General features: G+C 54.8%; 20 protein-coding genes. 16 read left to right on the top strand and 4 right to left on the bottom strand.

The window, feature by feature from the left end; genetic code table 11:
- The first annotated feature begins 60 nt into the window (after positions 1-60).
- A complete protein-coding gene (locus OGX93_RS19060; protein WP_012131485.1) occupies positions 61-1,893 on the top strand; it encodes an SLC13 family permease in 1,833 nt (610 codons plus the stop codon).
- 91 nt (positions 1,894-1,984) lie between these two features.
- On the opposite strand, the gene yfbR is transcribed toward OGX93_RS19060, so the two are convergent.
- Together yfbR and alaA are read right to left on the bottom strand one after the other, a co-directional pair.
- Positions 1,985-2,584, bottom strand: a complete 600-nt coding sequence (gene yfbR / locus OGX93_RS19055) for a 5'-deoxynucleotidase (RefSeq protein ID WP_012131486.1) — start codon at positions 2,582-2,584, stop codon at positions 1,985-1,987.
- 104 nt (positions 2,585-2,688) lie between these two features.
- The gene (gene alaA / locus OGX93_RS19050; RefSeq protein ID WP_012131487.1) at positions 2,689-3,906 is read right to left on the bottom strand and encodes an alanine transaminase AlaA; all 1,218 of its coding nucleotides are present in this window, start codon (positions 3,904-3,906) and stop codon (positions 2,689-2,691) included.
- A 935-nt stretch (positions 3,907-4,841) separates the two neighbouring features.
- On the opposite strand from alaA, the gene lrhA reads away from it, so the two are divergent.
- The 14 genes from lrhA (at position 4,842) to nuoN (ending at position 21,481) form a co-directional block, all read left to right on the top strand.
- A complete protein-coding gene (gene lrhA / locus OGX93_RS19045) occupies positions 4,842-5,780 on the top strand; it encodes a transcriptional regulator LrhA (protein WP_012131489.1) in 939 nt (312 codons plus the stop codon).
- Between the two features lie 628 nt (positions 5,781-6,408).
- Positions 6,409-6,852: an NADH-quinone oxidoreductase subunit NuoA gene (gene nuoA / locus OGX93_RS19040; RefSeq protein ID WP_286487823.1), complete on the top strand. Its 444-nt coding sequence runs from the start codon at positions 6,409-6,411 to the stop codon at positions 6,850-6,852.
- A 15-nt stretch (positions 6,853-6,867) separates the two neighbouring features.
- Positions 6,868-7,542: an NADH-quinone oxidoreductase subunit NuoB gene (nuoB, locus tag OGX93_RS19035; RefSeq protein ID WP_012131491.1), complete on the top strand. Its 675-nt coding sequence runs from the start codon at positions 6,868-6,870 to the stop codon at positions 7,540-7,542.
- 85 nt (positions 7,543-7,627) lie between these two features.
- Positions 7,628-9,430, top strand: a complete 1,803-nt coding sequence (gene nuoC / locus OGX93_RS19030; protein WP_012131492.1) for an NADH-quinone oxidoreductase subunit C/D — start codon at positions 7,628-7,630, stop codon at positions 9,428-9,430.
- A 2-nt stretch (positions 9,431-9,432) separates the two neighbouring features.
- Positions 9,433-9,933, top strand: a complete 501-nt coding sequence (gene nuoE, locus OGX93_RS19025) for an NADH-quinone oxidoreductase subunit NuoE (protein ID WP_012131493.1) — start codon at positions 9,433-9,435, stop codon at positions 9,931-9,933.
- The gene (nuoF, locus tag OGX93_RS19020) at positions 9,930-11,267 is read left to right on the top strand and encodes an NADH-quinone oxidoreductase subunit NuoF (RefSeq protein WP_012131494.1); all 1,338 of its coding nucleotides are present in this window, start codon (positions 9,930-9,932) and stop codon (positions 11,265-11,267) included. Before nuoE ends, nuoF begins: the two co-directional genes overlap by 4 nt.
- A gap of 81 nt (positions 11,268-11,348) precedes the next feature.
- Positions 11,349-14,075: an NADH-quinone oxidoreductase subunit NuoG gene (gene nuoG, locus OGX93_RS19015; RefSeq protein WP_047463972.1), complete on the top strand. Its 2,727-nt coding sequence runs from the start codon at positions 11,349-11,351 to the stop codon at positions 14,073-14,075.
- Positions 14,072-15,049 carry an NADH-quinone oxidoreductase subunit NuoH gene (nuoH, locus tag OGX93_RS19010; RefSeq protein WP_012131496.1) on the top strand — a complete coding sequence of 326 codons (978 nt, stop codon included), beginning with the start codon at positions 14,072-14,074 and terminating at the stop codon, positions 15,047-15,049. Before nuoG ends, nuoH begins: the two co-directional genes overlap by 4 nt.
- A 14-nt stretch (positions 15,050-15,063) precedes the next feature.
- On the top strand, positions 15,064-15,606 hold the full coding sequence (gene nuoI, locus OGX93_RS19005) for an NADH-quinone oxidoreductase subunit NuoI (RefSeq protein ID WP_012131497.1): 543 nt from the start codon (positions 15,064-15,066) through the stop codon (positions 15,604-15,606).
- Between the two features lie 11 nt (positions 15,607-15,617).
- A complete protein-coding gene (nuoJ, locus tag OGX93_RS19000) occupies positions 15,618-16,172 on the top strand; it encodes an NADH-quinone oxidoreductase subunit J (RefSeq protein WP_012131498.1) in 555 nt (184 codons plus the stop codon).
- Entirely contained in the window at positions 16,169-16,471 is a 303-nt protein-coding gene (nuoK, locus tag OGX93_RS18995; RefSeq protein ID WP_000612644.1) for an NADH-quinone oxidoreductase subunit NuoK, read from the top strand. The genes nuoJ and nuoK overlap by 4 nt, the downstream gene beginning before the upstream one ends.
- Positions 16,468-18,309 carry an NADH-quinone oxidoreductase subunit L gene (nuoL, locus tag OGX93_RS18990; RefSeq protein ID WP_012131499.1) on the top strand — a complete coding sequence of 614 codons (1,842 nt, stop codon included), beginning with the start codon at positions 16,468-16,470 and terminating at the stop codon, positions 18,307-18,309. The genes nuoK and nuoL overlap by 4 nt, the downstream gene beginning before the upstream one ends.
- Positions 18,310-18,487: 178 nt before the next feature.
- The gene (nuoM, locus tag OGX93_RS18985; RefSeq protein WP_012131500.1) at positions 18,488-20,017 is read left to right on the top strand and encodes an NADH-quinone oxidoreductase subunit M; all 1,530 of its coding nucleotides are present in this window, start codon (positions 18,488-18,490) and stop codon (positions 20,015-20,017) included.
- 6 nt (positions 20,018-20,023) lie between these two features.
- Positions 20,024-21,481 carry an NADH-quinone oxidoreductase subunit NuoN gene (gene nuoN / locus OGX93_RS18980; protein WP_012131501.1) on the top strand — a complete coding sequence of 486 codons (1,458 nt, stop codon included), beginning with the start codon at positions 20,024-20,026 and terminating at the stop codon, positions 21,479-21,481.
- Positions 21,482-21,543: 62 nt separating this feature from the next.
- Here nuoN and OGX93_RS18975 read toward each other — a convergent pair whose 3' ends face one another.
- Positions 21,544-22,548: a chemotaxis protein gene (locus OGX93_RS18975; RefSeq protein ID WP_286449218.1), complete on the bottom strand. Its 1,005-nt coding sequence runs from the start codon at positions 22,546-22,548 to the stop codon at positions 21,544-21,546.
- A 64-nt stretch (positions 22,549-22,612) separates the two neighbouring features.
- Positions 22,613-23,530, bottom strand: coding sequence for a ribonuclease BN (rbn, locus tag OGX93_RS18970; RefSeq protein WP_199976248.1), 918 nt, complete (start codon positions 23,528-23,530; stop codon positions 22,613-22,615).
- Between the two features lie 65 nt (positions 23,531-23,595).
- On the opposite strand from rbn, the gene OGX93_RS18965 reads away from it, so the two are divergent.
- The gene (locus OGX93_RS18965) at positions 23,596-24,057 is read left to right on the top strand and encodes a GNAT family N-acetyltransferase (RefSeq protein WP_012131504.1); all 462 of its coding nucleotides are present in this window, start codon (positions 23,596-23,598) and stop codon (positions 24,055-24,057) included.
- Positions 24,058-24,103 lie beyond the last annotated feature (46 nt).

The following is a 24,103-nucleotide window of genomic DNA, read 5'->3' as shown; positions in this document are numbered from 1 at the left end:
ATTGTTGGGGCTTTTTTATGGCAGAATCAGTCCATCCCTCTCATTTAACAAGGATATGTTGTGAACGGTGAATTGATATGGGTTCTCTCCTTACTGGCGATTGCCGTTATCTTGTTTGCGACGGGCAAAGTGCGCATGGACGCGATTGCTTTGCTGGTCATTGTCGCCTTTGTTCTGAGTGGAACATTGAGCATCTCAGAGGCCTTTTCCGGCTTCAGCGATCCTAACGTTGTTCTGATTGCCGCCTTGTTCATTATCGGCGACGGGCTGGTGCGTACCGGCGTCGCGACGGTCATGGGCGCCTGGCTGGTGAAAATGGCCGGTAGCAGCGAAGTCAAAATGCTGGTGCTGCTGATGATCACCGTTGCCGGGCTTGGCGCGTTTATGAGTTCAACCGGCGTGGTCGCGATTTTCATCCCGGTGGTGTTAAGCGTTTCTATGCGTATGCAGACCTCGCCTTCACGCCTGATGATGCCGCTCAGTTTTGCCGGTCTTATCAGCGGCATGATGACGCTGGTGGCGACGCCGCCCAACCTGGTGGTGAACAGTGAACTGCTGCGCGAAGGGCTGCACGGTTTTAGCTTCTTTAGCGTCACGCCGATTGGGCTGGTGGTGCTGTTCCTCGGCATTATCTACATGCTGGTGATGCGCTTTATGTTGAAAGGGGATGATGCATCGCAGCAGCGTGATGGCTGGAAGCGTCGCGCCTTTCGCGATTTAATCAAAGAGTACCGTCTGACCGGTCGCGCTCGTCGGCTTGCCATTCGCCCGGGTTCGCCGATGGTCGGCCAGCGTCTGGATGACCTTAAGCTGCGTGAGCGCTATGGCGCGAACGTGATCGGCGTTGAACGCTGGCGGCGCTTTCGGCGCGTTATTGTTAACGTCAATGGGGTGTCGGAATTTCGCGCCCGCGATGTGTTACTGATCGATATGTCTGCCGCCGAGGTGGATCTCCGGGAATTTTGCAGCGAGCAACTGCTGGAGCCGATGGTTTTACGCGGCGAGTATTTTTCCGATCAGGCGCTGGATGTGGGGATGGCGGAAATCTCCCTGATTCCCGAATCGGAACTGATTGGCAAATCGGTGCGCGAGATCGGTTTTCGTACGCGCTATGGCCTGAATGTCGTCGGTCTGAAGCGTGACGGCGTGGCAATCGAAGGGTCGCTTGCTGATGAAGCGCTGTTAATGGGCGACATTATTCTGGTAGTAGGAAACTGGAAGCTGATTGGTCAGCTGGCGAAACAGGGCCGTGACTTCGTGGTGCTGAATATGCCTGTGGAAGTGAGCGACGCCTCCCCGGCGCACAGCCAGGCGCCGCATGCGATCTTCTGTCTGGTGCTGATGGTTGCGCTGATGCTGACCGATGAGATCCCTAACCCGATCGCGGCAATCATTGCTTGCCTGCTGATGGGGAAATTCCGCTGTATTGATGCAGAAAGCTCCTACAAAGCGATTCACTGGCCGAGCATTATCCTGATTGTCGGGATGATGCCTTTTGCGCTGGCGTTGCAAAAGACCGGCGGTGTTGATCTGGTCGTTAAAGGATTGATGGATGTCGGCGGCGGTTATGGCCCCTATATGATGCTGGCATGTCTGTTTGTGCTGTGCGCCACCATCGGGCTGTTTATTTCCAATACCGCGACCGCCGTGCTGATGGCGCCGATAGCCCTTGCGGCAGCGAAGTCGATGGGGGTGTCACCGTATCCTTTCGCGATGGTGGTGGCAATGGCGGCGTCGGCGGCGTTCATGACGCCGGTCTCCTCGCCGGTAAACACGCTGGTTCTGGGGCCGGGGAACTACAGTTTTAGCGACTTTGTTAAGATCGGGGTGCCGTTTACGATAATCGTTATGGCGGTATGCGTGGTGATGATCCCGGTGCTGTTTCCGTTTTGATTTTTTGCCGGATGGCGCTATTCGCTTATCCGGCCTACAAATGTAGCAGTAGGTCGGATAAGACGTTTACGTCGCCATCCGGCAAAACGATTTATAGCGGCGAATCCTGGCTGATTTCATCCAGCGAGAGGTGAAAACTGGGCACAAACACCGCCATAAAATAGTCCATTTCTTCGCTGCGGCGCGACGCCAGGGTTTTTTCCAGTCGCGTTTTTGCCAGCAGGAATTCATTATTGCCCGCCGATAACTCTTCCAGACACTTCAGATAGGCGCAAAGCGCGTCGGCTTGCTTCACAACCGATTTCTCTTCTTCGCTGTAAGCATGTTCGTCGATCAGCGGTGCAAAAATATCGCGCAGTTCGTCAGGAACCATATCCACCAGTTTTTGTTGGGCAATTTTCTCAATCGCTTTGTATTCCTGCGCGATTTGCGAATTGAAGTATTTCACCGGAGTCGGGAGATCGCCGGTCAACACTTCAGAGGCATCGTGGTACATCGCCAGTAGCGCAATACGCTCGGCATTGACCTGGCCGCCGAATTTGCGATTTTTGATAGCGGCAAGCGCGTGGGCGACCATTGCCACCTGCAAACTGTGTTCGGAGACGTTTTCGGTGCGCACGTTGCGCATCAATGGCCAGCGGTTAATCAGTTTCAGGCGGGAGAGGTGGGCAAAAAAATGGCTCTGCTTCATAGTGACCTTTTCATGATGACAACCTGAGGGTCATTGTGCGCAGAGAAGGCCATCGGATGCAAATACTCGTCTTGCTCACGTTGCACCCGACGGCCAGTTTACGGTTACAGCTGATGATATCCTGACAGGAAGCGCCCGAATTTACTCAGCGACATTTCAATGTCGTCAATACGAGGCAGCGTTACAATGCGGAAGTGATCCGGCCAGGGCCAGTTGAACGCGGTTCCCTGCACCAGCAGCACTTTTTCCTGCAACAGGAAGTCGAGCACCATCTTCTGGTCATCGTGGATGTTAAAGCGCTTCGCATCTATTTTCGGGAACATATACAGTGCGCCGCGCGGTTTCACGCAGGAAACGCCCGGAATATCGTTAATCAGCTCCCACGCACGGTTACGTTGTTCATACAAACGCCCGCCCGGCATGATGAATTCGCTAATACTCTGGTAGCCGCCCAGCGCCGTCTGGATCGCGTGCTGCGCCGGAACGTTGGCGCACAGACGCATTGACGCCAGCATCTCCAGCCCTTCAATGTAGCCTTTGGCGTGTTTTTTTGGCCCATTCAGCACCATCCAGCCCTGGCGGAATCCGGCGACGCGATAGGTTTTGGACAGCCCGTTGAACGTAATGGTCAGCAGGTCCGGCGCCAGCGCGGCGATAGAATGATGCTCAGCGTCGTCGTAGAGGATCTTGTCGTAAATCTCATCGGCGAAAATGATCAGATTATGTTGACGGGCAATCTCAACGATCTCCATCAGCAACTCTTTGGAGTAAACCGCGCCAGTTGGGTTATTCGGGTTGATTATCACAATGCCACGGGTACGCGGCGTGATTTTGGCGCGGATGTCGTCGAGATCCGGGAACCAGTCAGAAGATTCATCGCAAAGATAGTGTACCGCTTTGCCGCTGGAGAGCGAGACTGCCGCTGTCCACAGCGGGTAATCCGGCGCGGGAACCAGCATTTCGTCCCCGCTGTTCAGCAACGCCTGCATTGCCTGCACGATCAATTCGGATACGCCGTTACCAATATAGATATCTTCTACGGTGACGTCGCGCATGCCGCGCGCCTGGTAATGCTGCATGATCGCTTTGCGTGCGGAATACAGACCCTTTGAATCGCAATACCCCTGCGCCGTTGGTAAATTGCGGATGACATCGACCAGGATCTCATCAGGCGCTTCAAACCCAAAAGGGGCGGGGTTGCCGATGTTCAGTTTCAGAACTTTATTGCCTTCTTCTTCCAGGCGTTTCGCTTCTTTCAGAACAGGGCCGCGGATGTCATAACAGACATTTTCTAGTTTGCTGGATTTTTCAATGGGGGACATGAATCTTGACCTTTTTAGCTGTTATCGCCACTCCCTGCCGTGGAAGTCAGCACGGAACAATGTACTCCCACAGCGGTGAGTTTTGAAGGGTCAGCAGTAGAAGATTTTGCTCAGGCTTAGTGTGGGATTGTGCTGTTAAGTCCTGCTTTAATGCCATTCTTGCAGTTTTTATTACTGCTTTTATTTATTTTATTGGTTTTTTGTTTTTGGTATCAGGCTTTTGTGTGGTTGTATGTTTTGTTAAAAAATAGTCTAAACTCAGGGAGGAAAGTGTTAGCGGCGTCAGCATAACTCAATTATCAGGAAAATACTGAATGCTTTTACGAAACTACTGTTATCGCCATGATCTGTAAACGTTAGGGTGTAAATCTATTGTTAAGTAGAATTAATGAGTAGTGGCGATCTTAATTAATTATTATTTAATATTTAAAAAGCACCTGCTGGTGAGATTAATAATACATAATTTTCTTGGTTAAGATAACATAATCACGCTTCAGATTATTCGTATTAAGGCTTATAAATATAGTGGTTTTGGGTTAAGATAAGCCCCAGGAAATGGTGCGCAGTCTGCGTTGTCTGCTAATTTTTATGACGAGCATCTATAACTAACTTGTTGCTCAGTAGGCTTTTTTTGTGTCGGTAAATGTCCGTTAACTTCTTTTACATTTACAAAATTACACGTTTATCCTTAGCAGAATTCCGTTGTTACCTAAAAAGGTATGCGTCTTCTCCTCGATATATCCCTGGTAATGACCTCTGGGATTATTCGAAAAGAAAGGAGAAGAGGTTGTTAGCAGCACCAAATACATTTTTACTTTCACTTGGTTACGCAAGTGAAACGGCGAGGGAAGCACATTACAAATGGAATTGTTTGTTTATGAACACACAGCATTAACCAGGTCAGCATGGTATGACCCGCCAGTAAGTGAAAAATTATGATAAATGCAAATCGTCCGATAATTAACCTCGACCTCGATCTGCTGAGAACGTTTGTTGCTGTTGCCGATCTGAACACGTTCGCCGCTGCGGCGGCGGCGGTGTGTCGTACTCAGTCTGCGGTGAGTCAGCAAATGCAGCGTCTTGAGCAGCTTGTGGGCAAGGAGTTGTTCGCCCGTCATGGTCGTAACAAGCTGTTGACTGAACACGGTATTCAGCTTCTGGGTTACGCCAGAAAAATCCTGCGCTTTAATGATGAGGCGTGCTCATCATTGATGTTTAGCAATCTTCAGGGCGTATTAACAATTGGCGCTTCTGATGAATCCGCCGATACGATATTGCCTTTCCTGCTCAATCGGATCAGTTCGGTTTACCCGAAGCTTGCTCTGGATGTGAGGGTGAAACGTAACGCCTTTATGGTGGATATGCTGAAATCGCAGGAAGTGGATTTGATTGTCACTACGCACCGTCCGGGATCTTTCGAGTTCCTGAACCTGCGCACATCGCCGACACACTGGTACTGCGCGGCGGAATATGTGCTACAGAAGGGGGAACCGATCCCGCTGGTGTTGTTAGACGATCCCAGCCCGTTCCGCGATATCGTATTAGCGACGTTGAATGCGGCGAATATTCCCTGGCGCCTTGCCTATGTGGCCTCAACGTTAGCGGCGGTACGAGCGGCCGTAAAAGCCGGACTGGGGATCACCGCGCGACCGGTTGAGATGATGAGCCCGGATTTACGCGTACTCGGCGCTGCGGATGGATTACCGCCGTTGCCAGATACGGAATACTTACTGTGTCGCGATCCATCAGGCCAGAACGAACTGGCGCAGGTTATCTATCAGGCGATGGACAGTTACCAAAACCCCTGGCAATACAGTCAGTTTACTCCCGAAGGAGGAGACGATTCGCTGATGGTTGAAGGTGACTTTGAGTAGCCAGTCACAAAAAAAACGTTATAAAATGTAAGTGTAAAAAAGGGCCGCTGATGCTGAAAAAACATCCAGCGGTTCTTTTTTTATACAATTTACCGGCGTTTCGAACGTAAATGCGGGAAAAAGCCTAAAAAATCAGTAAGTAGTCATTAACCTGTTAATTTGGATGAAAAATAGGCACTGACGGTCTGGTTTTGTTTCCATGTTAAAAAACTAGAGAAATTGTTGCTGTTTTTTATGGCGGATTAACAAAAGCGTGTCACAGATCAAGAAAATACTCCCATTTAGGGGGAGGCATCTGCGTAAAATCCTGTCAAAATAGGAGTGTATTATCTCATTTACTTCACAACGGACACGATTCAACAACATTAAATTCGGGCTGGTGATGCGATCGAAATCAGTCAAAATGGCATTAAATGTTAATGGTGTTGGGTCGATGTAAATTAATGTGAGGGAACTTTTGTTAAAGTTGACAAAAGGTTATAGAAAGGAGTAAAAAACCACATCAATTAGCTGTTTAATCATTTTCTACAGTGATTGTAAGGTTTTTTTTATTCCTCCCCATGAATCGATGTGGCGTTCATCTGCCGAAAAGAGCAGAGAATTTGGCGCTACTTTTGATGAGTAAGCAATGAGTATGTCAACATCCACTGAAATCATCGCTCATCACTGGGCATTCGCTATCTTTCTTATTATTGCCATTGGCCTGTGCTGCCTGATGCTCGTCGGCGGTTGGTTTTTAGGCAGTCGCGCACGCGCGAGGTCGAAAAACACCCCGTTTGAATCAGGTATCGACTCGGTCGGCTCCGCCCGCTTACGCCTGTCTGCCAAGTTTTACCTGGTAGCCATGTTCTTCGTTATCTTCGACGTTGAAGCGCTGTATCTGTTCGCATGGTCGACCTCTATCCGTGAAAGCGGTTGGGTAGGCTTTGTGGAAGCTGCAATTTTTATTTTTGTGTTACTGGCTGGTCTGGTTTATCTGGTGCGTATTGGCGCGCTGGACTGGACGCCCGCGCGTTCACGCCGCGAGCGTATGAACCCGGAAACGAACAGTATCGCTAATCGTCAACGCTAACCGCGAGGCATTAAGATGGATTATACGCTCACCCGCATAGATCCCAACGGTGAGAATGACCGTTACCCCCTGCAAAAACAGGAGATCGTAACCGACCCCCTGGAGCAAGAAATCAACAAAAGCGTGTACATGGGCAAGCTCGAACACGCGCTTCATGACATGGTTAACTGGGGTCGTAAGAATTCAATTTGGCCGTATAACTTCGGCCTTTCCTGCTGCTATGTCGAGATGGTGACCTCTTTTACCGCCGTGCATGACGTGGCGCGCTTCGGCGCGGAAGTGCTGCGTGCTTCGCCGCGTCAGGCCGACCTGATGGTGGTAGCGGGAACATGCTTTACCAAGATGGCGCCTGTTATTCAGCGTTTGTATGACCAGATGCTGGAGCCGAAGTGGGTGATTTCCATGGGGGCATGCGCTAACTCTGGCGGTATGTACGATATTTATTCGGTTGTGCAGGGCGTTGATAAATTTATCCCGGTAGATGTGTATATCCCGGGCTGCCCGCCGCGCCCCGAAGCGTACATGCAGGCGCTGATGTTGTTGCAGGAATCAATTGGCAAAGAACGTCGTCCGCTCTCCTGGGTGGTTGGCGATCAGGGCGTTTATCGCGCCAATATGCAGTCAGAGCGCGAACGTAAACGCGGCGAACGCATTGCAGTAACGAATCTACGTACACCAGACGAGATTTAATTTGCGCCTGTCGGCAGCAGACTTCACTTCGCTTATCACTACATAAATAACGCGAAGCACTGCCGACTACCACGGACCATTTGCAATGGTGAACAATATGACCGACTTAACCGCGCAAGACGCTGTATGGCAAACCCGGGATCATCTGGATGACCCGGTCATTGGCGAACTGCGCAACCGTTTTGGGCCGGATGCCTTTACCGTTCAGGCGACCCGCACCGGGGTACCCGTTGTTTGGGTCAAGCGTGAACAATTACTGGAAGTTGGCGATTTCTTAAAGAAACTGCCGAAACCTTACGTCATGCTGTTTGACTTACACGGCATGGACGAGCGTCTGCGCACGCACCGCGACGGGTTACCTGCTGCGGATTTTTCCGTTTTCTACCACCTGATCTCAATAGACCGCAATCGCGACATCATGCTCAAGGTGGCATTGTCTGAAAACGACCTGCATGTGCCGACGTTTACCAAACTCTTCCCGAACGCCAACTGGTACGAGCGTGAAACCTGGGAGATGTTTGGCATCACGTTCGACGGCCACCCGCACCTGACGCGTCTGCTGATGCCGCCGACCTGGGAAGGGCATCCGCTGCGTAAAGACTACCCGGCGCGCGCCACCGAATTCGATCCGTTTGAGCTGACCAAAGCCAAGCAGGATCTGGAGATGGAAGCGCTGACCTTCAAACCGGAAGACTGGGGGATGCAACGCGGCACCGAAAACGAGGACTTTATGTTCCTCAACCTCGGTCCGAACCACCCGTCCTCACACGGCGCATTCCGTATCGTTCTTCAGCTTGACGGCGAAGAAATTGTCGACTGCGTGCCTGACATCGGCTACCACCACCGTGGCGCTGAGAAAATGGGCGAACGCCAGTCCTGGCACAGCTACATTCCGTATACCGACCGTATCGAATACCTCGGCGGCTGCGTCAACGAAATGCCGTACGTACTGGCGGTAGAAAAACTGGCGGGTATTACCGTACCGGATCGCGTAAACGTGATTCGCGTTATGCTCTCCGAACTGTTCCGCATTAACAGCCACCTGCTGTACATCTCGACGTTTATTCAGGACGTCGGCGCGATGACCCCGGTCTTCTTCGCCTTTACCGACCGTCAGAAAATTTACGATGTGGTGGAAGCGATCACCGGTTTCCGTATGCACCCGGCCTGGTTCCGTATCGGCGGCGTCGCGCACGACCTGCCGCGCGGCTGGGATCGCCTGCTGCGCGATTTCCTGGACTGGATGCCGAAGCGTCTGGACTCCTACGAGAAAGCGGCGCTGCGCAACACCATCCTGAAAGGGCGTTCCCAGGGCGTTGCCGCTTACGGCAAGAAAGAAGCGCTGGACTGGGGCTGTACAGGCGCCGCGCTGCGTGCAACCGGTATTGATTTCGACGTGCGTAAATCACGTCCGTACTCTGGCTACGAGAACTTTGACTTTGAAATCCCGGTTGGCGGCGGCGTGTCCGACTGCTATACCCGCGTGATGCTGAAAGTCGAAGAGCTGCGTCAGAGTTTGCGCATCCTTGAGCAGTGCCTCAATAACATGCCGGAAGGCCCGTTCAAAGCGGATCACCCGCTGACGACGCCGCCGCCGAAAGAGCGCACGCTGCAACATATCGAAACCCTGATCACCCACTTCCTGCAAGTGTCGTGGGGCCCGGTCATGCCTGCGAATGAATCCTTCCAGATGGTAGAGGCGACCAAGGGTATTAACAGTTACTACCTGACCAGCGATGGCAGCACCATGAGTTACCGTACTCGTATCCGTACCCCGAGCTATGCGCATTTGCAGCAGATTCCGGTGGCGGTGCGCGGCAGCCTGGTGTCTGACCTGATCGTTCATTTAGGTAGTATCGATTTTGTTATGTCAGATGTGGACCGCTAATTATGCACGAGAATCAACAACCACAAACCGAGGCTTTTGAGCTGAGTGCGGCAGAGCGTGAAGCCATTGAGCACGAGAAGCACCACTACGAAGACCCGCGTGCGGCGTCCATTGAAGCGCTGAAAATCGTACAGAAGCAGCGTGGCTGGGTGCCGGATGGCGCGATCTACGCGATCGCCGACGTGCTGGGTATTCCGGCGAGCGATGTCGAAGGCGTCGCCACATTCTACAGCCAGATCTTCCGCCAGCCGGTCGGTCGCCATGTGATCCGTTACTGTGACAGCGTGGTGTGCCATATCACCGGTTATCAGGGGATCCAGGCCGCGCTGGAGAAAAAACTCAATATCAAGCCGGGGCAGACGACCTTTGACGGTCGCTTTACGCTGCTGCCGACCTGTTGCCTGGGGAACTGCGACAAAGGGCCGAACATGATGATTGATGAGGATACTCACAGCCATCTGACCCCGGAAGCCATTCCCGAACTACTGGAGCGGTATAAATGAAAAACGTTATCCGTACTCCCGAAACGCATCCGCTGACCTGGCGTCTGCGCGATGACAAGCAGCCGGTATGGCTGGACGAATACCGTAGTAAAAACGGCTACGAAGGCGCGCGTAAAGCGCTGACCGGGCTGTCTCCTGACGAGATCGTCAATCAGGTGAAAGACGCTGGCCTGAAAGGGCGCGGCGGCGCGGGCTTCTCCACCGGTCTGAAGTGGAGCCTGATGCCGAAAGATGAATCCATGAACATCCGTTACCTGCTGTGTAACGCCGATGAAATGGAGCCGGGCACCTATAAAGACCGTCTGCTGATGGAGCAACTGCCGCACCTGCTGGTGGAAGGTATGTTGATCTCCGCCTTTGCCCTGAAAGCGTACCGTGGCTACATCTTCCTGCGTGGCGAATACATCGAAGCGGCTGTGCATCTGCGCCGCGCAATCGCGGAAGCGACCGAAGCCGGTCTGCTCGGCAAAAACATCATGGGCACCGGTTTCGACTTCGAACTGTTTGTCCACACCGGGGCAGGGCGTTACATCTGCGGTGAAGAAACCGCGCTGATTAACTCCCTCGAAGGTCGTCGTGCCAACCCGCGCTCTAAGCCGCCGTTCCCGGCAAGCTCCGGCGTATGGGGCAAGCCGACCTGCGTCAACAACGTGGAAACGCTGTGTAACGTCCCGGCGATCCTCGCGAACGGCGTGGAGTGGTATCAGAACATTTCGAAGAGCAAAGATGCGGGCACCAAGCTGATGGGCTTCTCCGGTCGCGTGAAAAATCCGGGACTGTGGGAACTGCCGTTCGGCACTACCGCGCGTGAGATCCTCGAAGATTACGCCGGTGGCATGCGCGATGGCCTGAAATTCAAAGCCTGGCAGCCAGGCGGCGCGGGAACCGACTTCCTGACCGAAGCGCACCTCGACCTGCCGATGGAATTTGAAAGCATCGGTAAAGCGGGCAGCCGTCTGGGTACGGCGCTGGCGATGGCCGTTGACCACGAAATCGGCATGGTGTCGCTGGTGCGTAACCTGGAAGAGTTTTTTGCGCGCGAATCGTGCGGCTGGTGTACGCCGTGCCGCGACGGTCTGCCGTGGAGTGTAAAAATTCTGCGTGCGCTGGAACGCGGCGAAGGCCAGCCTGGGGATATCGAGACACTTGAGCAACTGTGTCGTTTCCTCGGGCCGGGTAAAACCTTCTGTGCGCATGCGCCAGGCGCGGTCGAACCGTTGCAGAGCGCCATTAAATATTTCCGCGAAGAATTCGAAGCTGGCATCAAGCAGCCGTTCAGCAATACCCATGTGATTGGTGGTATACAGCCGAACCTGCTGAAAGAGCGCTGGTAATTGCGGGCTTACCCCTGCATCGCGATAAGTCATTCGATTAACGCTTAGTCCCTGACTAAGCCAACTGGAAGCATGCTGACTATGGCTACGATTCATGTAGACGGCAAAGAATATGAGGTCAACGGCGCAGACAACCTGCTACAGGCATGTCTGTCCCTCGGCCTTGATATTCCGTACTTTTGCTGGCACCCGGCGCTGGGTAGCGTCGGTGCTTGCCGCCAGTGTGCGGTGAAGCAATATCAAAACGCGGAAGATACGCGTGGTCGCCTGGTGATGTCTTGTATGACGCCTGCCACCGACGGCACCTTTATTTCTATTGATGACGAAGAAGCGAAACAGTTCCGCGAAAGCGTGGTGGAATGGTTAATGACCAACCACCCGCACGATTGTCCGGTCTGTGAAGAGGGCGGTAACTGCCACCTTCAGGATATGACCGTGATGACGGGCCACAACTTCCGTCGTTACCGTTTCACTAAGCGTACTCACCGCAACCAGGATTTGGGGCCGTTCATCTCTCACGAAATGAACCGCTGTATCGCCTGCTACCGCTGCGTGCGTTACTACAAAGACTACGCAGACGGCGCGGATCTGGGCGTATATGGCGCGCATGACAACGTCTACTTCGGTCGTCCTGAAGACGGTACGCTTGAAAGCGAATTCTCCGGCAACCTGGTAGAAATCTGCCCGACCGGCGTATTCACCGACAAAACGCACTCCGAGCGTTATAACCGTAAGTGGGACATGCAGTTTGCGCCAAGCATCTGCCAGCAGTGCTCCATCGGTTGTAACACCAGCCCGGGCGAGCGCTACGGCGAACTGCGTCGTATCGAGAACCGTTACAACGGGACCGTTAACCACTACTTCCTCTGCGACCGTGGTCGTTTCGGTTATGGCTATGTGAACCTGAAAGACAGGCCTCGTCAGCCGATTCAGCGTCGTGGCGATGACCTGATCACCCTCAACGCCGAACAGGCGATGCAGGGCGCGGCGGATATTCTGCGTCAGTCGAAGAAAGTGATCGGCATCGGTTCTCCGCGCGCCAGCGTTGAGAGCAACTTCGCGCTGCGTGAACTGGTGGGTGCGGATAACTTCTATACCGGTATCGCTCAGGGCGAGCAGGAACGTCTGCAACTGGCGCTGAAAGTGCTGCGCGAAGGCGGCATTCATACTCCGGCGCTGCGTGACATCGAATCTTACGATGCGGTGCTGGTGCTGGGCGAAGATATTACCCAGACCGGCGCGCGCGTTGCGCTGGCGGTTCGCCAGGCGGTGAAAGGCAAAGCGCGTGAAATGGCGGCGGCCCAGAAAGTGGCCGACTGGCAGATTGCGGCCATCCTCAACATCGGCCAGCGCGCTAAGCATCCGCTGTTTGTGACCAACGTTGACAACACCCGTCTGGACGACATCGCGGCATGGACTTACCGTGCGCCGGTGGAAGATCAGGCGCGTTTAGGCTTTGCCATCGCTCATGCGCTGGACGACAGCGCACCGGTGGTCGACGGCATCAGCAGCGATTTGCAGAACAAAATCGACGTCATCGTTCAGGCGCTGGCAGGTGCGAAGAAACCACTGATTATCTCCGGCACCAACGCCGGTAGCGCGGAAGTGATTCAGGCGGCCGCCAACGTGGCGAAAGCGCTGAAAGGCCGTGGTTCGGATGTCGGCATCACCATGATTGCCCGCTCGGTCAACAGCATGGGGCTGGGCATGATGGGCGGCGGTTCGCTGGATGACGCGTTGACCGAACTGGAAACCGGTCGTGCCGACGCTGTCGTGGTGCTGGAAAACGATCTGCACCGCCATGCAAGCGCCGTTCGCGTAAATGCCGCGCTGGCAAAAGCGCCGCTGGTGATGGTGGTTGACCATCAGCGCACGGCGATTATGGAGAATGCGCATCTGGTGCTCTCCGCTGCAAGTTTTGCGGAAAGCGACGGTACGGTCATTAACAACGAAGGCCGCGCGCAGCGTTTCTTCCAGGTTTATGACCCGGCCTATTACGACAGCAACACCGTGATGCTGGAAAGCTGGCGCTGGCTGCACTCGCTGCACAGCACCGTGCAGAACCGCGAGGTGGACTGGACGCAACTGGACCACGTTATTGACGCCGCGATCGCCGCAATGCCGCAACTGGCGGGCATTAAAGATGCCGCGCCGGACGCGACCTTCCGCATTCGCGGGCAGAAACTGGCGCGTGAGCCGCACCGTTACAGCGGTCGTACCGCGATGCGCGCTAACATCAGCGTTCACGAGCCGCGTCAGCCGCAGGATAAAGACACCATGTTCGCCTTCTCAATGGAAGGGAACAACCAGCCGGGCGCGCCGCGTTCGCAGATTCCGTTTGCCTGGGCGCCAGGCTGGAACTCCCCACAGGCGTGGAACAAGTTCCAGGATGAAGTGGGCGGCAAACTGCGTCATGGCGATCCGGGCGTGCGTTTGATTGAAGCATCTGAAAACGGTCTTGATTACTTCACTACCGTTCCGGCCAGCTTCCAGGCACAGGATGGTCAGTGGCGTATCGCGCCGTACTATCACCTGTTTGGCAGTGACGAAATGTCGCAGCGCTCTCCGGTCTTCCAGAGCCGTATGCCGCAACCGTACATCAAACTCAACCCGGCTGATGCCGCAAAGTTGGGCGTGAATGCGGGAACGCGCGTTTCCTTCAGCTACGACGGCAATACGGTAACGCTGCCGGTTGAAATCGCTGAAGGCTTAACGGCAGGGCAGGTCGGATTGCCGATGGGTATGCCTGGCATCGCGCCGGTTCTGGCGGGCGGTCGTCTTGAGAATCTGCAGGAGGCGCAACAATGAGTTGGATTACACCGGATCTGATCGAGATCCTGCTGAGCATTCTCAAAGCGGTGGTGATCCTGCTGGTGGTGGTCACCTGCGGGGCATTCATGAGCTTTGGCGAACGTCGTCTGCTGGGTCTGTTCCAGAACCGTTATGGGCCAAACCGCGTTGGCTGGGGCGGTTCGCTCCAGCTGGTCGCGGACATGATCAAAATGTTCTTTAAAGAGGACTGGATCCCGAAATTCTCGGATCGCGTCATCTTTACCCTGGCGCCGATGATCGCTTTTACCTCGCTGCTGCTGGCGTTCGCTATCGTTCCGGTTAGCCCGACCTGGGTTGTCGCTGACCTGAACATCGGGATTCTGTTCTTCCTGATGATGGCGGGCCTGGCGGTGTATGCGGTGCTGTTCGCCGGTTGGTCGAGCAACAACAAATACTCGCTGCTGGGGGCGATGCGTGCATCAGCACAGACGCTCAGCTACGAAGTGTTCCTCGGGCTTTCCCTGATGGGCGTGGTGGCGCAGGCCGGTTCATTTAATATGACCGACATCGTCAACAACCAGGCTGATATCTGGAACGTTATTCCGCAGTTCTTTGGTTTTGTCACCTTTGCCATCGCGGGCGTGGCGGTGTGTCACCGTCATCCGTTTGACCAGCCGGAAGCCGAGCAGGAACTGGCCGATGGTTACCACATTGAATATTCCGGTATGAAATTCGGTCTGTTCTTCGTGGGGGAATACATCGGTATCGTTACTATCTCCGCGCTGATGGTGACGCTGTTCTTCGGTGGCTGGCATGGCCCGTTCTTACCGCCATTCATCTGGTTCGCGCTGAAAACCGCGTTCTTTATGATGATGTTCATTTTGATTCGTGCGTCGTTACCGCGTCCTCGTTATGACCAGGTAATGTCCTTCGGCTGGAAAGTCTGCCTGCCGTTGACGCTCATCAACTTGCTGGTAACGGCGGCTGTCATTCTCTGGCAGGCGCAATAAGGGGCACAAAGACCATGACCTTAAAAGAATTGTTAGTAGGCTTCGGCACCCAGGTACGCAGTATCTGGATGATCGGCCTGCATGCGTTCGCGAAACGCGAAACGCAGATGTACCCGGAAGAGCCGGTCTATCTACCGCCTCGTTACCGTGGCCGTATCGTGCTGACGCGCGACCCGGACGGCGAGGAGCGTTGCGTTGCCTGTAACCTGTGTGCGGTAGCCTGCCCGGTAGGCTGTATCTCGCTGCAAAAAGCAGAGATGAAAGATGGTCGCTGGTATCCTGAGTTTTTCCGTATCAACTTCTCACGCTGCATTTTCTGCGGCCTGTGCGAAGAAGCCTGTCCGACGACGGCCATTCAGCTCACCCCCGATTTTGAAATGGGTGAGTACAAGCGCCAGGACCTGGTTTATGAGAAAGAGGATCTGCTGATCTCCGGTCCGGGCAAATACCCGGAATATAACTTCTACCGGATGGCAGGTATGGCAATCGACGGCAAAGATAAGGGCGAAGCAGAGAACGAAGCCAAGCCTATCGACGTCAAGAGCCTGTTACCGTAAGGAGAGGGGCAATGGAGTTCGCTTTTTATATCTGTGGCCTGATCGCCATTCTCGCAACCTTGCGAGTCATCACCCATACCAATCCGGTACACGCGCTGCTGTATCTGATTATTTCGCTGCTGGCGATTTCCGGGGTGTTTTTCTCGCTGGGCGCTTACTTTGCCGGTGCGCTGGAAATTATCGTTTATGCGGGCGCCATCATGGTGCTGTTCGTGTTCGTGGTCATGATGCTCAACCTCGGCGGTTCGGAAATCGAACAGGAACGCCAGTGGCTGAAACCGCAGGTGTGGATTGGCCCGGCGATTTTGTCGGCCATCATGCTGGTGGTGATCGTGTACGCCATTCTGGGCGTCAACGACCAGGGTATCGACGGTACGCCAATTAGCGCCAAAGCGGTCGGTATCTCGCTGTTTGGGCCTTACGTTCTGGCGGTCGAACTGGCCTCTATGCTGCTGCTGGCCGGTCTGGTTGTCGCCTTCCACGTCGGTCGCGAAGAGCGTGTGGGCGAAGTGCTGAGCAACCGTCCTGGTGACAGCGCGAAAAGAAAAACGGAGGAGCACGCATGATCCCCTTACAACATGGACTGATCCTCGCGGCGATTTTATTCGTGCTGGGCTTAACCGGTCTGGTTATCCGCCGCAATCTGCTGTTTATGCTGATTGGGCTGGAAATCATGATTAACGCCTCCGCGCTGGCCTTCGTGGTCGCCGGAAGCTACTGGGGCCAGACGGATGGTCAGGTGATGTACATTCTCGCCATCAGCCTTGCAGCTGCGGAGGCGAGTATTGGCCTGGCGCTGTTACTGCAACTTCATCGCCGTCGCCAGAACCTGAACATCGATTCAGTAAGTGAGATGCGTGGATGAACATGCTTGCCTTAACCATTATTCTGCCATTGATTGGCTTTGTATTACTGGCGTTCTCTCGCGGTCGCTGGTCGGAAAACCTCTCCGCGACCGTGGGCGTCGGCTCCATTGGCCTGGCGGCGCTGGTGACGGCGTTTGTCGGCGTTGACTTCTTCGCTAACGGCAAGCAGGCGTTCAGCCAGCCGCTGTGGACGTGGATGTCGGTGGGTGATTTCAACATCGGTTTCAACCTGGTGCTGGACGGCCTGTCACTGACCATGCTCTCGGTAGTGACCGGCGTGGGTTTCCTGATCCACATGTTCGCCTCCTGGTATATGCGCGGTGAAGAGGGATACTCCCGCTTCTTCGCCTACACCAACCTGTTTATCGCCAGCATGGTTATTCTGGTGCTGTCCGATAACCTGCTGTTGATGTACCTCGGCTGGGAAGGCGTGGGTCTGTGCTCCTATCTGCTGATCGGTTTCTACTACACCGATCCGAAGAATGGCGCAGCGGCAATGAAAGCGTTTGTTGTTACCCGCGTGGGCGACGTGTTCCTCGCGTTTGCGCTGTTCATTCTGTACAACGAACTGGGCACCCTGAACTTCCGCGAAATGGTGGAACTGGCGCCCGCGCACTTCGCCGACGGCAACAACATGCTGATGTGGGCGACGCTGATGCTGCTGGGCGGTGCGGTAGGTAAATCTGCGCAGCTGCCGTTGCAGACCTGGCTTGCAGACGCGATGGCGGGCCCGACGCCTGTCTCCGCGCTGATCCACGCCGCGACGATGGTTACCGCCGGTGTTTACCTGATTGCCCGTACCCACGGTCTGTTCCTGATGACGCCGGAAGTGCTGCATCTGGTGGGGATCGTTGGGGCGATTACGCTGGTGCTGGCCGGTTTCGCCGCGCTGGTGCAGACCGACATCAAACGTGTTCTCGCTTACTCCACCATGAGCCAGATTGGCTACATGTTCCTGGCGCTGGGCGTCCAGGCGTGGGATGCGGCGATTTTCCACCTGATGACGCACGCCTTCTTTAAAGCGCTGCTGTTCCTGGCGTCCGGCTCGGTGATTCTGGCCTGCCACCACGAACAGAACATCTTCAAGATGGGCGGCCTGCGTAAGTCTATTCCGCTGGTGTATCTCTGCTTCCTGGTGGGTGGCGCGGCGCTGTCGGCTCTGCCGCTGATTACCGCCGGCTTCTTCAGTAAGGATGAGATTCTGGCTGGCGCGATGGCGAATGGTCATATCAATCTGATGGTTGCAGGTCTGGTCGGTGCGTTCATGACCTCCTTGTACACCTTCCGTATGATTTTCATCGTGTTCCACGGTAAAGAACAAATTCACGCTCATGCAGGGAAGGGGATTACGCATCACCTGCCGCTGATTGTGCTGATGGTACTGTCCACCTTTGTTGGCGCGCTGATTGTGCCGCCGTTGCAGGGTGTGCTGCCGCAGACGACCGAGCTTGAGCATAGCCGCGTGATGACCCTGGAAATTGCCTCCGGCGTGGTTGCGATTGTCGGCATCCTGATTGCCGCATGGCTGTGGTTGGGTAAACGTACTCTGGTGACTTCTGTCGCCAACAGTGCGCCGGGCCGTCTGCTGGGCACCTGGTGGTATAACGCCTGGGGCTTCGACTGGCTGTACGACAAAGTGTTCGTGAAGCCGTTCCTCGGCGTCGCCTGGCTGCTGAAACGCGACCCGCTCAATGCACTGATGAACGTTCCGGCTATCCTTTCCCGCTTTGCAGGTAAAGGCCTGCTGCTCAGCGAGAACGGATATTTGCGCTGGTATGTGGCATCCATGAGCATCGGTGCGGTCGTTGTGCTGGCGCTGTTGATGGTACTGCGTTGAGTTTGAGGATTGTGGGGTTGATGTCGGATGGCGCTTATCCGACCTACGGGAATCTGTAGGCCCGGTAAGCGTTAGCGCCACCGGGCAAAAAAGGCCGCAATCCGAAGTGAATTTTCTGTTGTGAGAATTCGTTGAAAATCAGGTCCTGATGGGACTTTAACAAGGAATAAAGATCGCCATGTTACTACCCTGGCTAATATTAATTCCCTTTATCGGTGGCTTTCTGTGCTGGCAGACCGAACGCTTCGGCGTGAAGGTGCCGCGCTGGATTGCGCTGATCACCATGGGACTGACGCTGGCGCTTGGCCTGCAACTGTGGTTGCAGGGCGGCTATTCACTGACGCAAGCCGCTGGCATTCCGCAGTGGCAGTCTGAGTTCATTCTGCCGTGGATCCCGCGCTTCGGCATCTCTATCCATCTGGCTATCGACGGTTTGTCGCTGCTGATGGTGGTGCTGACCGGTCTGCTGGGCGTTCTGGCGGTACTCTGCTCCTGGAATGAAATCGAAAAATATCAGGGCTTCTTCCACCTGAACCTGATGTGGATTCTGGGCGGCGTTATCGGCGTGTTCCTTGCCATCGACATGTTCCTGTTCTTCTTCTTCTGGGAAATGATGCTGGTGCCGATGTACTTCCTGATCGCGCTGTGGGGGCACAAAGCCTCTGACGGTAAAACGCGTATCACGGCGGCTACCAAGTTCTTCATCTATACCCAGGCGAGCGGTCTGGTGATGTTGATTGCCATCCTGGCGCTGGTGTTTGTACACCACAATGCGACCGGCGTCTGGACCTTCAACTACGAAGACCTGCTGAAAACGCCGATGTCGCACGGGGTGGAATACCTGCTGATGCTGGGCTTCTTCATCGCGTTTGCGGTGAAAATGCCGGTGGTTCCGCTACACGGTTGGCTGCCGGACGCGCACTCCCAGGCGCCGACCGCAGGTTCCGTTGACCTCGCCGGTATTTTGCTGAAAACGGCGGCTTACGGTCTGCTGCGCTTCTCGCTGCCGCTGTTCCCGAACGCCTCCGCCGAGTTTGCGCCGATTGCGATGTGGCTGGGTGTGATTGGCATCTTCTACGGCGCGTGGATGGCCTTCACCCAGTACGACATTAAACGTCTGATTGCGTACACTTCCGTTTCGCACATGGGCTTCGTACTGATTGCTATCTACACCGGCAGCCAGCTGGCGTACCAGGGCGCTGTAATCCAGATGATTGCGCACGGTCTGTCGGCAGCGGGTCTGTTCATCCTGTGTGGTCAGCTGTACGAACGTCTGCATACGCGTGATATGCGTATGATGGGCGGTCTGTGGAGCAAAATTAAATGGTTGCCTGCGCTGTCGATGTTCTTCGCGGTGGCGACGCTCGGTATGCCGGGCACCGGTAACTTCGTTGGCGAATTTATGATTCTGTTCGGTAGCTACCAGGTGGTTCCGGTCATTACCGTGATCTCAACCTTTGGTCTGGTGTTTGCTTCCGTTTACTCGCTGGCGATGCTGCATCGCGCTTACTTCGGTAAAGCGAAGAGCCAGATTGCCAGCCAGGACATGCCAGGGATGTCGCTGCGAGAGCTGTTTATCATCCTGTTGCTGGTCGTGCTTCTGGTACTGCTTGGCTTCTATCCGCAGCCGATTCTGGATACCTCGCATTCTGCGATGAGCAACATCCAGCAGTGGTTTGTTAATTCCGTTACTACTACAAGGCCGTAAATCGCCATGACAATAACTCCACAACACCTGATTGCGCTGCTACCGCTGCTGATCGTCGGCTTGACGGTGGTGGTTGTGATGCTCTCCATTGCGTGGCGACGCAATCACTTCCTCAATGCCACGCTGTCGGTCATTGGGCTTAACGCCGCGCTGGTTTCGCTCTGGTTTGTTGGCCAGGCGGGCGCGATGGACGTCACTCCGCTGATGCGCGTTGACGGTTTCGCCATGCTTTACACCGGGCTGGTTCTGCTGGCGAGTCTTGCCACCTGTACCTTTGCCTATCCGTGGCTTGAAGGCTATAACGACAACCAGGAAGAGTTCTACCTGCTGGTGCTGATTGCCGCATTGGGCGGTATTCTGCTGGCGAACGCCAACCACCTGGCGGCGCTGTTCCTCGGTATTGAGCTGATCTCTCTGCCGCTGTTTGGCCTGATTGGTTATGCCTTCCGTCAGAAACGCTCGCTGGAAGCCAGTATCAAATACACCATTCTGTCTGCCGCAGCGTCTTCCTTCCTGCTGTTCGGTATGGCGCTGGTGTACGCGCAGTCTGGCAACCTGTCGTTTGTCGCGCTTGGTAAGAGCCTCGGCGACGGCATGCTGCACGAACCGCTGCTGCTGGCGGGCTTCGGTCTGATGATTGTTGGTCTCGGCTTTAAACTCTCGCTGGTGCCGTTCCACCTGTGGACGCCAGACGTATACCAGGGCGCGCCTGCGCCGGTTTCCACCTTCCTGGCGACGGCGAGCAAAATCGCTATCTTCGGCGTGGTGATGCGTCTGTTCCTGTACGCACCGGTTGGCGACAGCGAAGCGGTACGTATCGTGCTGGGCGTGATTGCCTTTGCCTCCATCATCTTCGGTAACCTGATGGCGCTGAGCCAGACCAACATTAAGCGTCTGCTCGGTTATTCCTCTATTTCTCACCTCGGCTATCTGCTGGTGGCGTTGATCGCCCTGCAAAGCGGCGAGATGTCGATGGAAGCCGTTGGCGTCTATCTGGCCGGTTATCTGTTCAGCAGCCTCGGCGCGTTCGGCGTGGTTAGCCTGATGTCCAGCCCGTTCCGTGGCCCGGATGCCGATTCACTGTTCTCCTACCGTGGTCTGTTCTGGCATCGTCCGATCCTCGCGGCGGTGATGACCGTGATGATGCTCTCTCTGGCGGGTATCCCGATGACGCTGGGCTTTATCGGCAAGTTCTACGTCCTGGCGGTCGGTGTGCAGGCCAGCCTGTGGTGGCTGGTTGCCGCGGTGGTGGTTGGTTCCGCGATTGGTCTCTACTACTACCTGCGTGTTGCGGTAAGCCTCTATCTGAGCGCGCCGCAGCAGCTTAACCGCGATGCGCCGTCTAACTGGCAGTACAGCGCGGGCGGTATTGTGGTTCTGATCTCCGCGCTGCTGGTTCTGGTGCTGGGTATCTACCCGCAACCACTGATTAGCATCGTGCAGTTAGCTACGCCGCTGATGTAAGCGAAAGCAGAAACGAAAAAACCCGCCGCGGCGGGTTTTTTTATGCCCTGAACGTCAGGACGTTAACTCAGCAACTGACGGCTGACCAGCGGCCCGCTGACGTTTTGCGCGGCGCGTTCCATTACTTCCTGAATCACCGACGACAGTTCGTTGACTTCAAACTTCGCGACATAACCATCCGCTTTAACTTTACGCACATGATCTTCGTTGGCGCTGCCGGAAAGGGAAGAGTGGATCACCACCGGAATCTTCTTCAGGCGCTCGTCGGTTTTGATCTTACGCGTCAGGGTGAAACCGTCCATCTCCGGCATTTCGAGGTCGGTTAGCACCAGGGCGATTTTCTCGCTAATTGGTTTGCCTTCCGCCTCCGCTTCTTTCGCCAGTTGCTGGATTTTCTCCCAGGCATCCTGACCGGTAACGTGCATCTGATGCGGGATCTCCATCGCATTCAGCCCTTTCTCCAGCATGGCGCGGGCAACTTTAGAATCTTCTGCCACAATCGCCACCGCACCCGGCGTGATGTTGAACTTGCTGGTTTTCAAATTGGTGGCGCGCAAGTCGTGATTTGACGGCACGATATCATAGAGAATTTGCTCTACGTCGAGCACCAGCGCCAGGTTGTTGGTCTCTTTGTCTTCATCCAGACAGGCAATGCTGGTGATATAGCGGCCGTTAACCGCTTTCTCGGCGGTATGCACCTGCTGCCAGTCCAGACGCATAATATTCTCGACGGACTCCACCGCAAATGCCTGTACGCTGCGCGCATATTCGGTGATCAGCAGGATGTTAAGCCCGTTCTCCGGTTTACACCCGGCCACGGCGGGCAGGTTGATGACCGGGATCACCTGATCGCGGATGTTGACCATACCTAAAAGTGGGGCTTTCATTCCGGCAGGGCGCGTAAATGTGGGCATTGGCACAATTTCGCGCAGTTTGAATACGTTGATGCCAAATAGCTCCGACTTCTGCTCATGCAGCGATGTGCCGAGACGGAATAACAGCAGTTCAAAGCGGTTAGACAGGGTTAAGTTAGCCCTGTCATCAATATCTTTCTGGAAATTATCCATCGCATCCTCAATATGAAAGCCAGCCTTTTCTCTGTTATCGGCACTGAGGAAGAAAAATGGAGCGTTAAACCGTGAAAACGGCGAAATCGTGAGCCAGCGCAGTTGCGGGGAAGATCGCCTGGCATTCTGCCAGCAGGCGTTGGCTGCCTCTGTCATCGTAACGCGAGCTGACGTGAGTAATGATGAGCTGGCCCACGTCAGCATCGTGCGCCAGCTGCGCGGCCTGCCTGGTGGAGCTGTGCCCACGGCTGTTGGCTTTTTCTTCCATTGAGGTATCCAGCGTTGCTTCGTGTACCATTACGTCCACGCCTTTTGCCAGTGTGATGGCCGACGCGCATGGCGCGGTGTCGCCAAATATCGCCACCGATTTCCCGGGCGTGGCTGGTGCGAGAAAATCGGCGCCGTTAATAACGCGACCATCGTTCAGGGTGACGGTTTTACCCGCTTTCAGATCCTGAAACAGCGGGCCGGGCTTCACGCCTGCCGCTTTTAGCGCACTGGCATCCAGCGCGCCGGGCTTGTCATGCTCTTCAATCCGATAGCCATAGCATTCGAGTGGATGCTCAAGCGCAAAGGCGGTTACTTTGCGCAGGCCGTCGTCCAGAATTTCGCCGGCGGTAATTTCAACGATCTCTAGCGGATAATCAGTCCAGGAGCCGCTAAGGCGCAATGCGGTTTCGGTGAACTCGCGAATGCCTTTGGGGCCGTAAATCGTCAGCGGCTGTGCGTTTCCCGCCATCGAACGGCTGCACAGCAGACCGGGCAAACCGAAAAGGTGATCGCCATGCAGATGGCTGATGAAAATGCGATCGAGCTTACCTGGGTTAAACGCGGTGTTGAGCATCTGGTGCTGGGTGCCTTCACCGCAGTCGAATAACCATAGCCCCGCCTGCGTCGGGTGCTGTAAATTCAGTAATATGGCCGTGACATTACGCGTGCGGGTAGGAACGCCGGCAGAAGTACCTAAAAAAATTAATTCCATTATTTCATTACACGTTTAAAAAATATTCTGGCTAGTATAAAGCGAATACGTAAAAGGAGCGCACCATGATTCACTGGCAAGACCTGCATCATTCTGAATTATCCGTCCCGCAACTCTATGCGTTACTGAAATTGCGCTGCGCGGTATTTGTGGTTGAACAACGGTGTCCGTATCTGGATGTGGACGGCGATGACCTGGTGGGGGAGAACCGTCATATCCTGGGCTGGCATAACGATGAGCTGGTAGCGTATGCGAGGATTCTGAAAAGCGACGACGAACTGGAGCCGGTGGTGATTGGGCGCGTGATCGTCAGCGAAGCGCTGCGCGGCGAAAAACTGGGGCAACAGCTTATGGCGCAGACTCTGGCATCCTGTGAGCAACACTGGCCGGAGAAGGCGCTTTACCTCGGCGCGCAGGCGCATCTGCAATCCTTCTATGCGCGATTCGGCTTTGTTCCGGTGACGGACGTTTATGACGAAGACGGTATCCCGCACATGGGTATGGCGCGCGAGGTTAGCCAGGTGTGATGTTCCGGTTTTGTCTATAGTTAGTGGGAACGTTAATCGAAAGGGA

This window comes from Citrobacter sp. CK195, assembly GCF_030333365.1.
GTDB classification, from domain to species: domain Bacteria; phylum Pseudomonadota; class Gammaproteobacteria; order Enterobacterales; family Enterobacteriaceae; genus Citrobacter_B; species Citrobacter_B koseri.
This window is presented reverse-complemented; position numbering and strand designations above follow the sequence as displayed.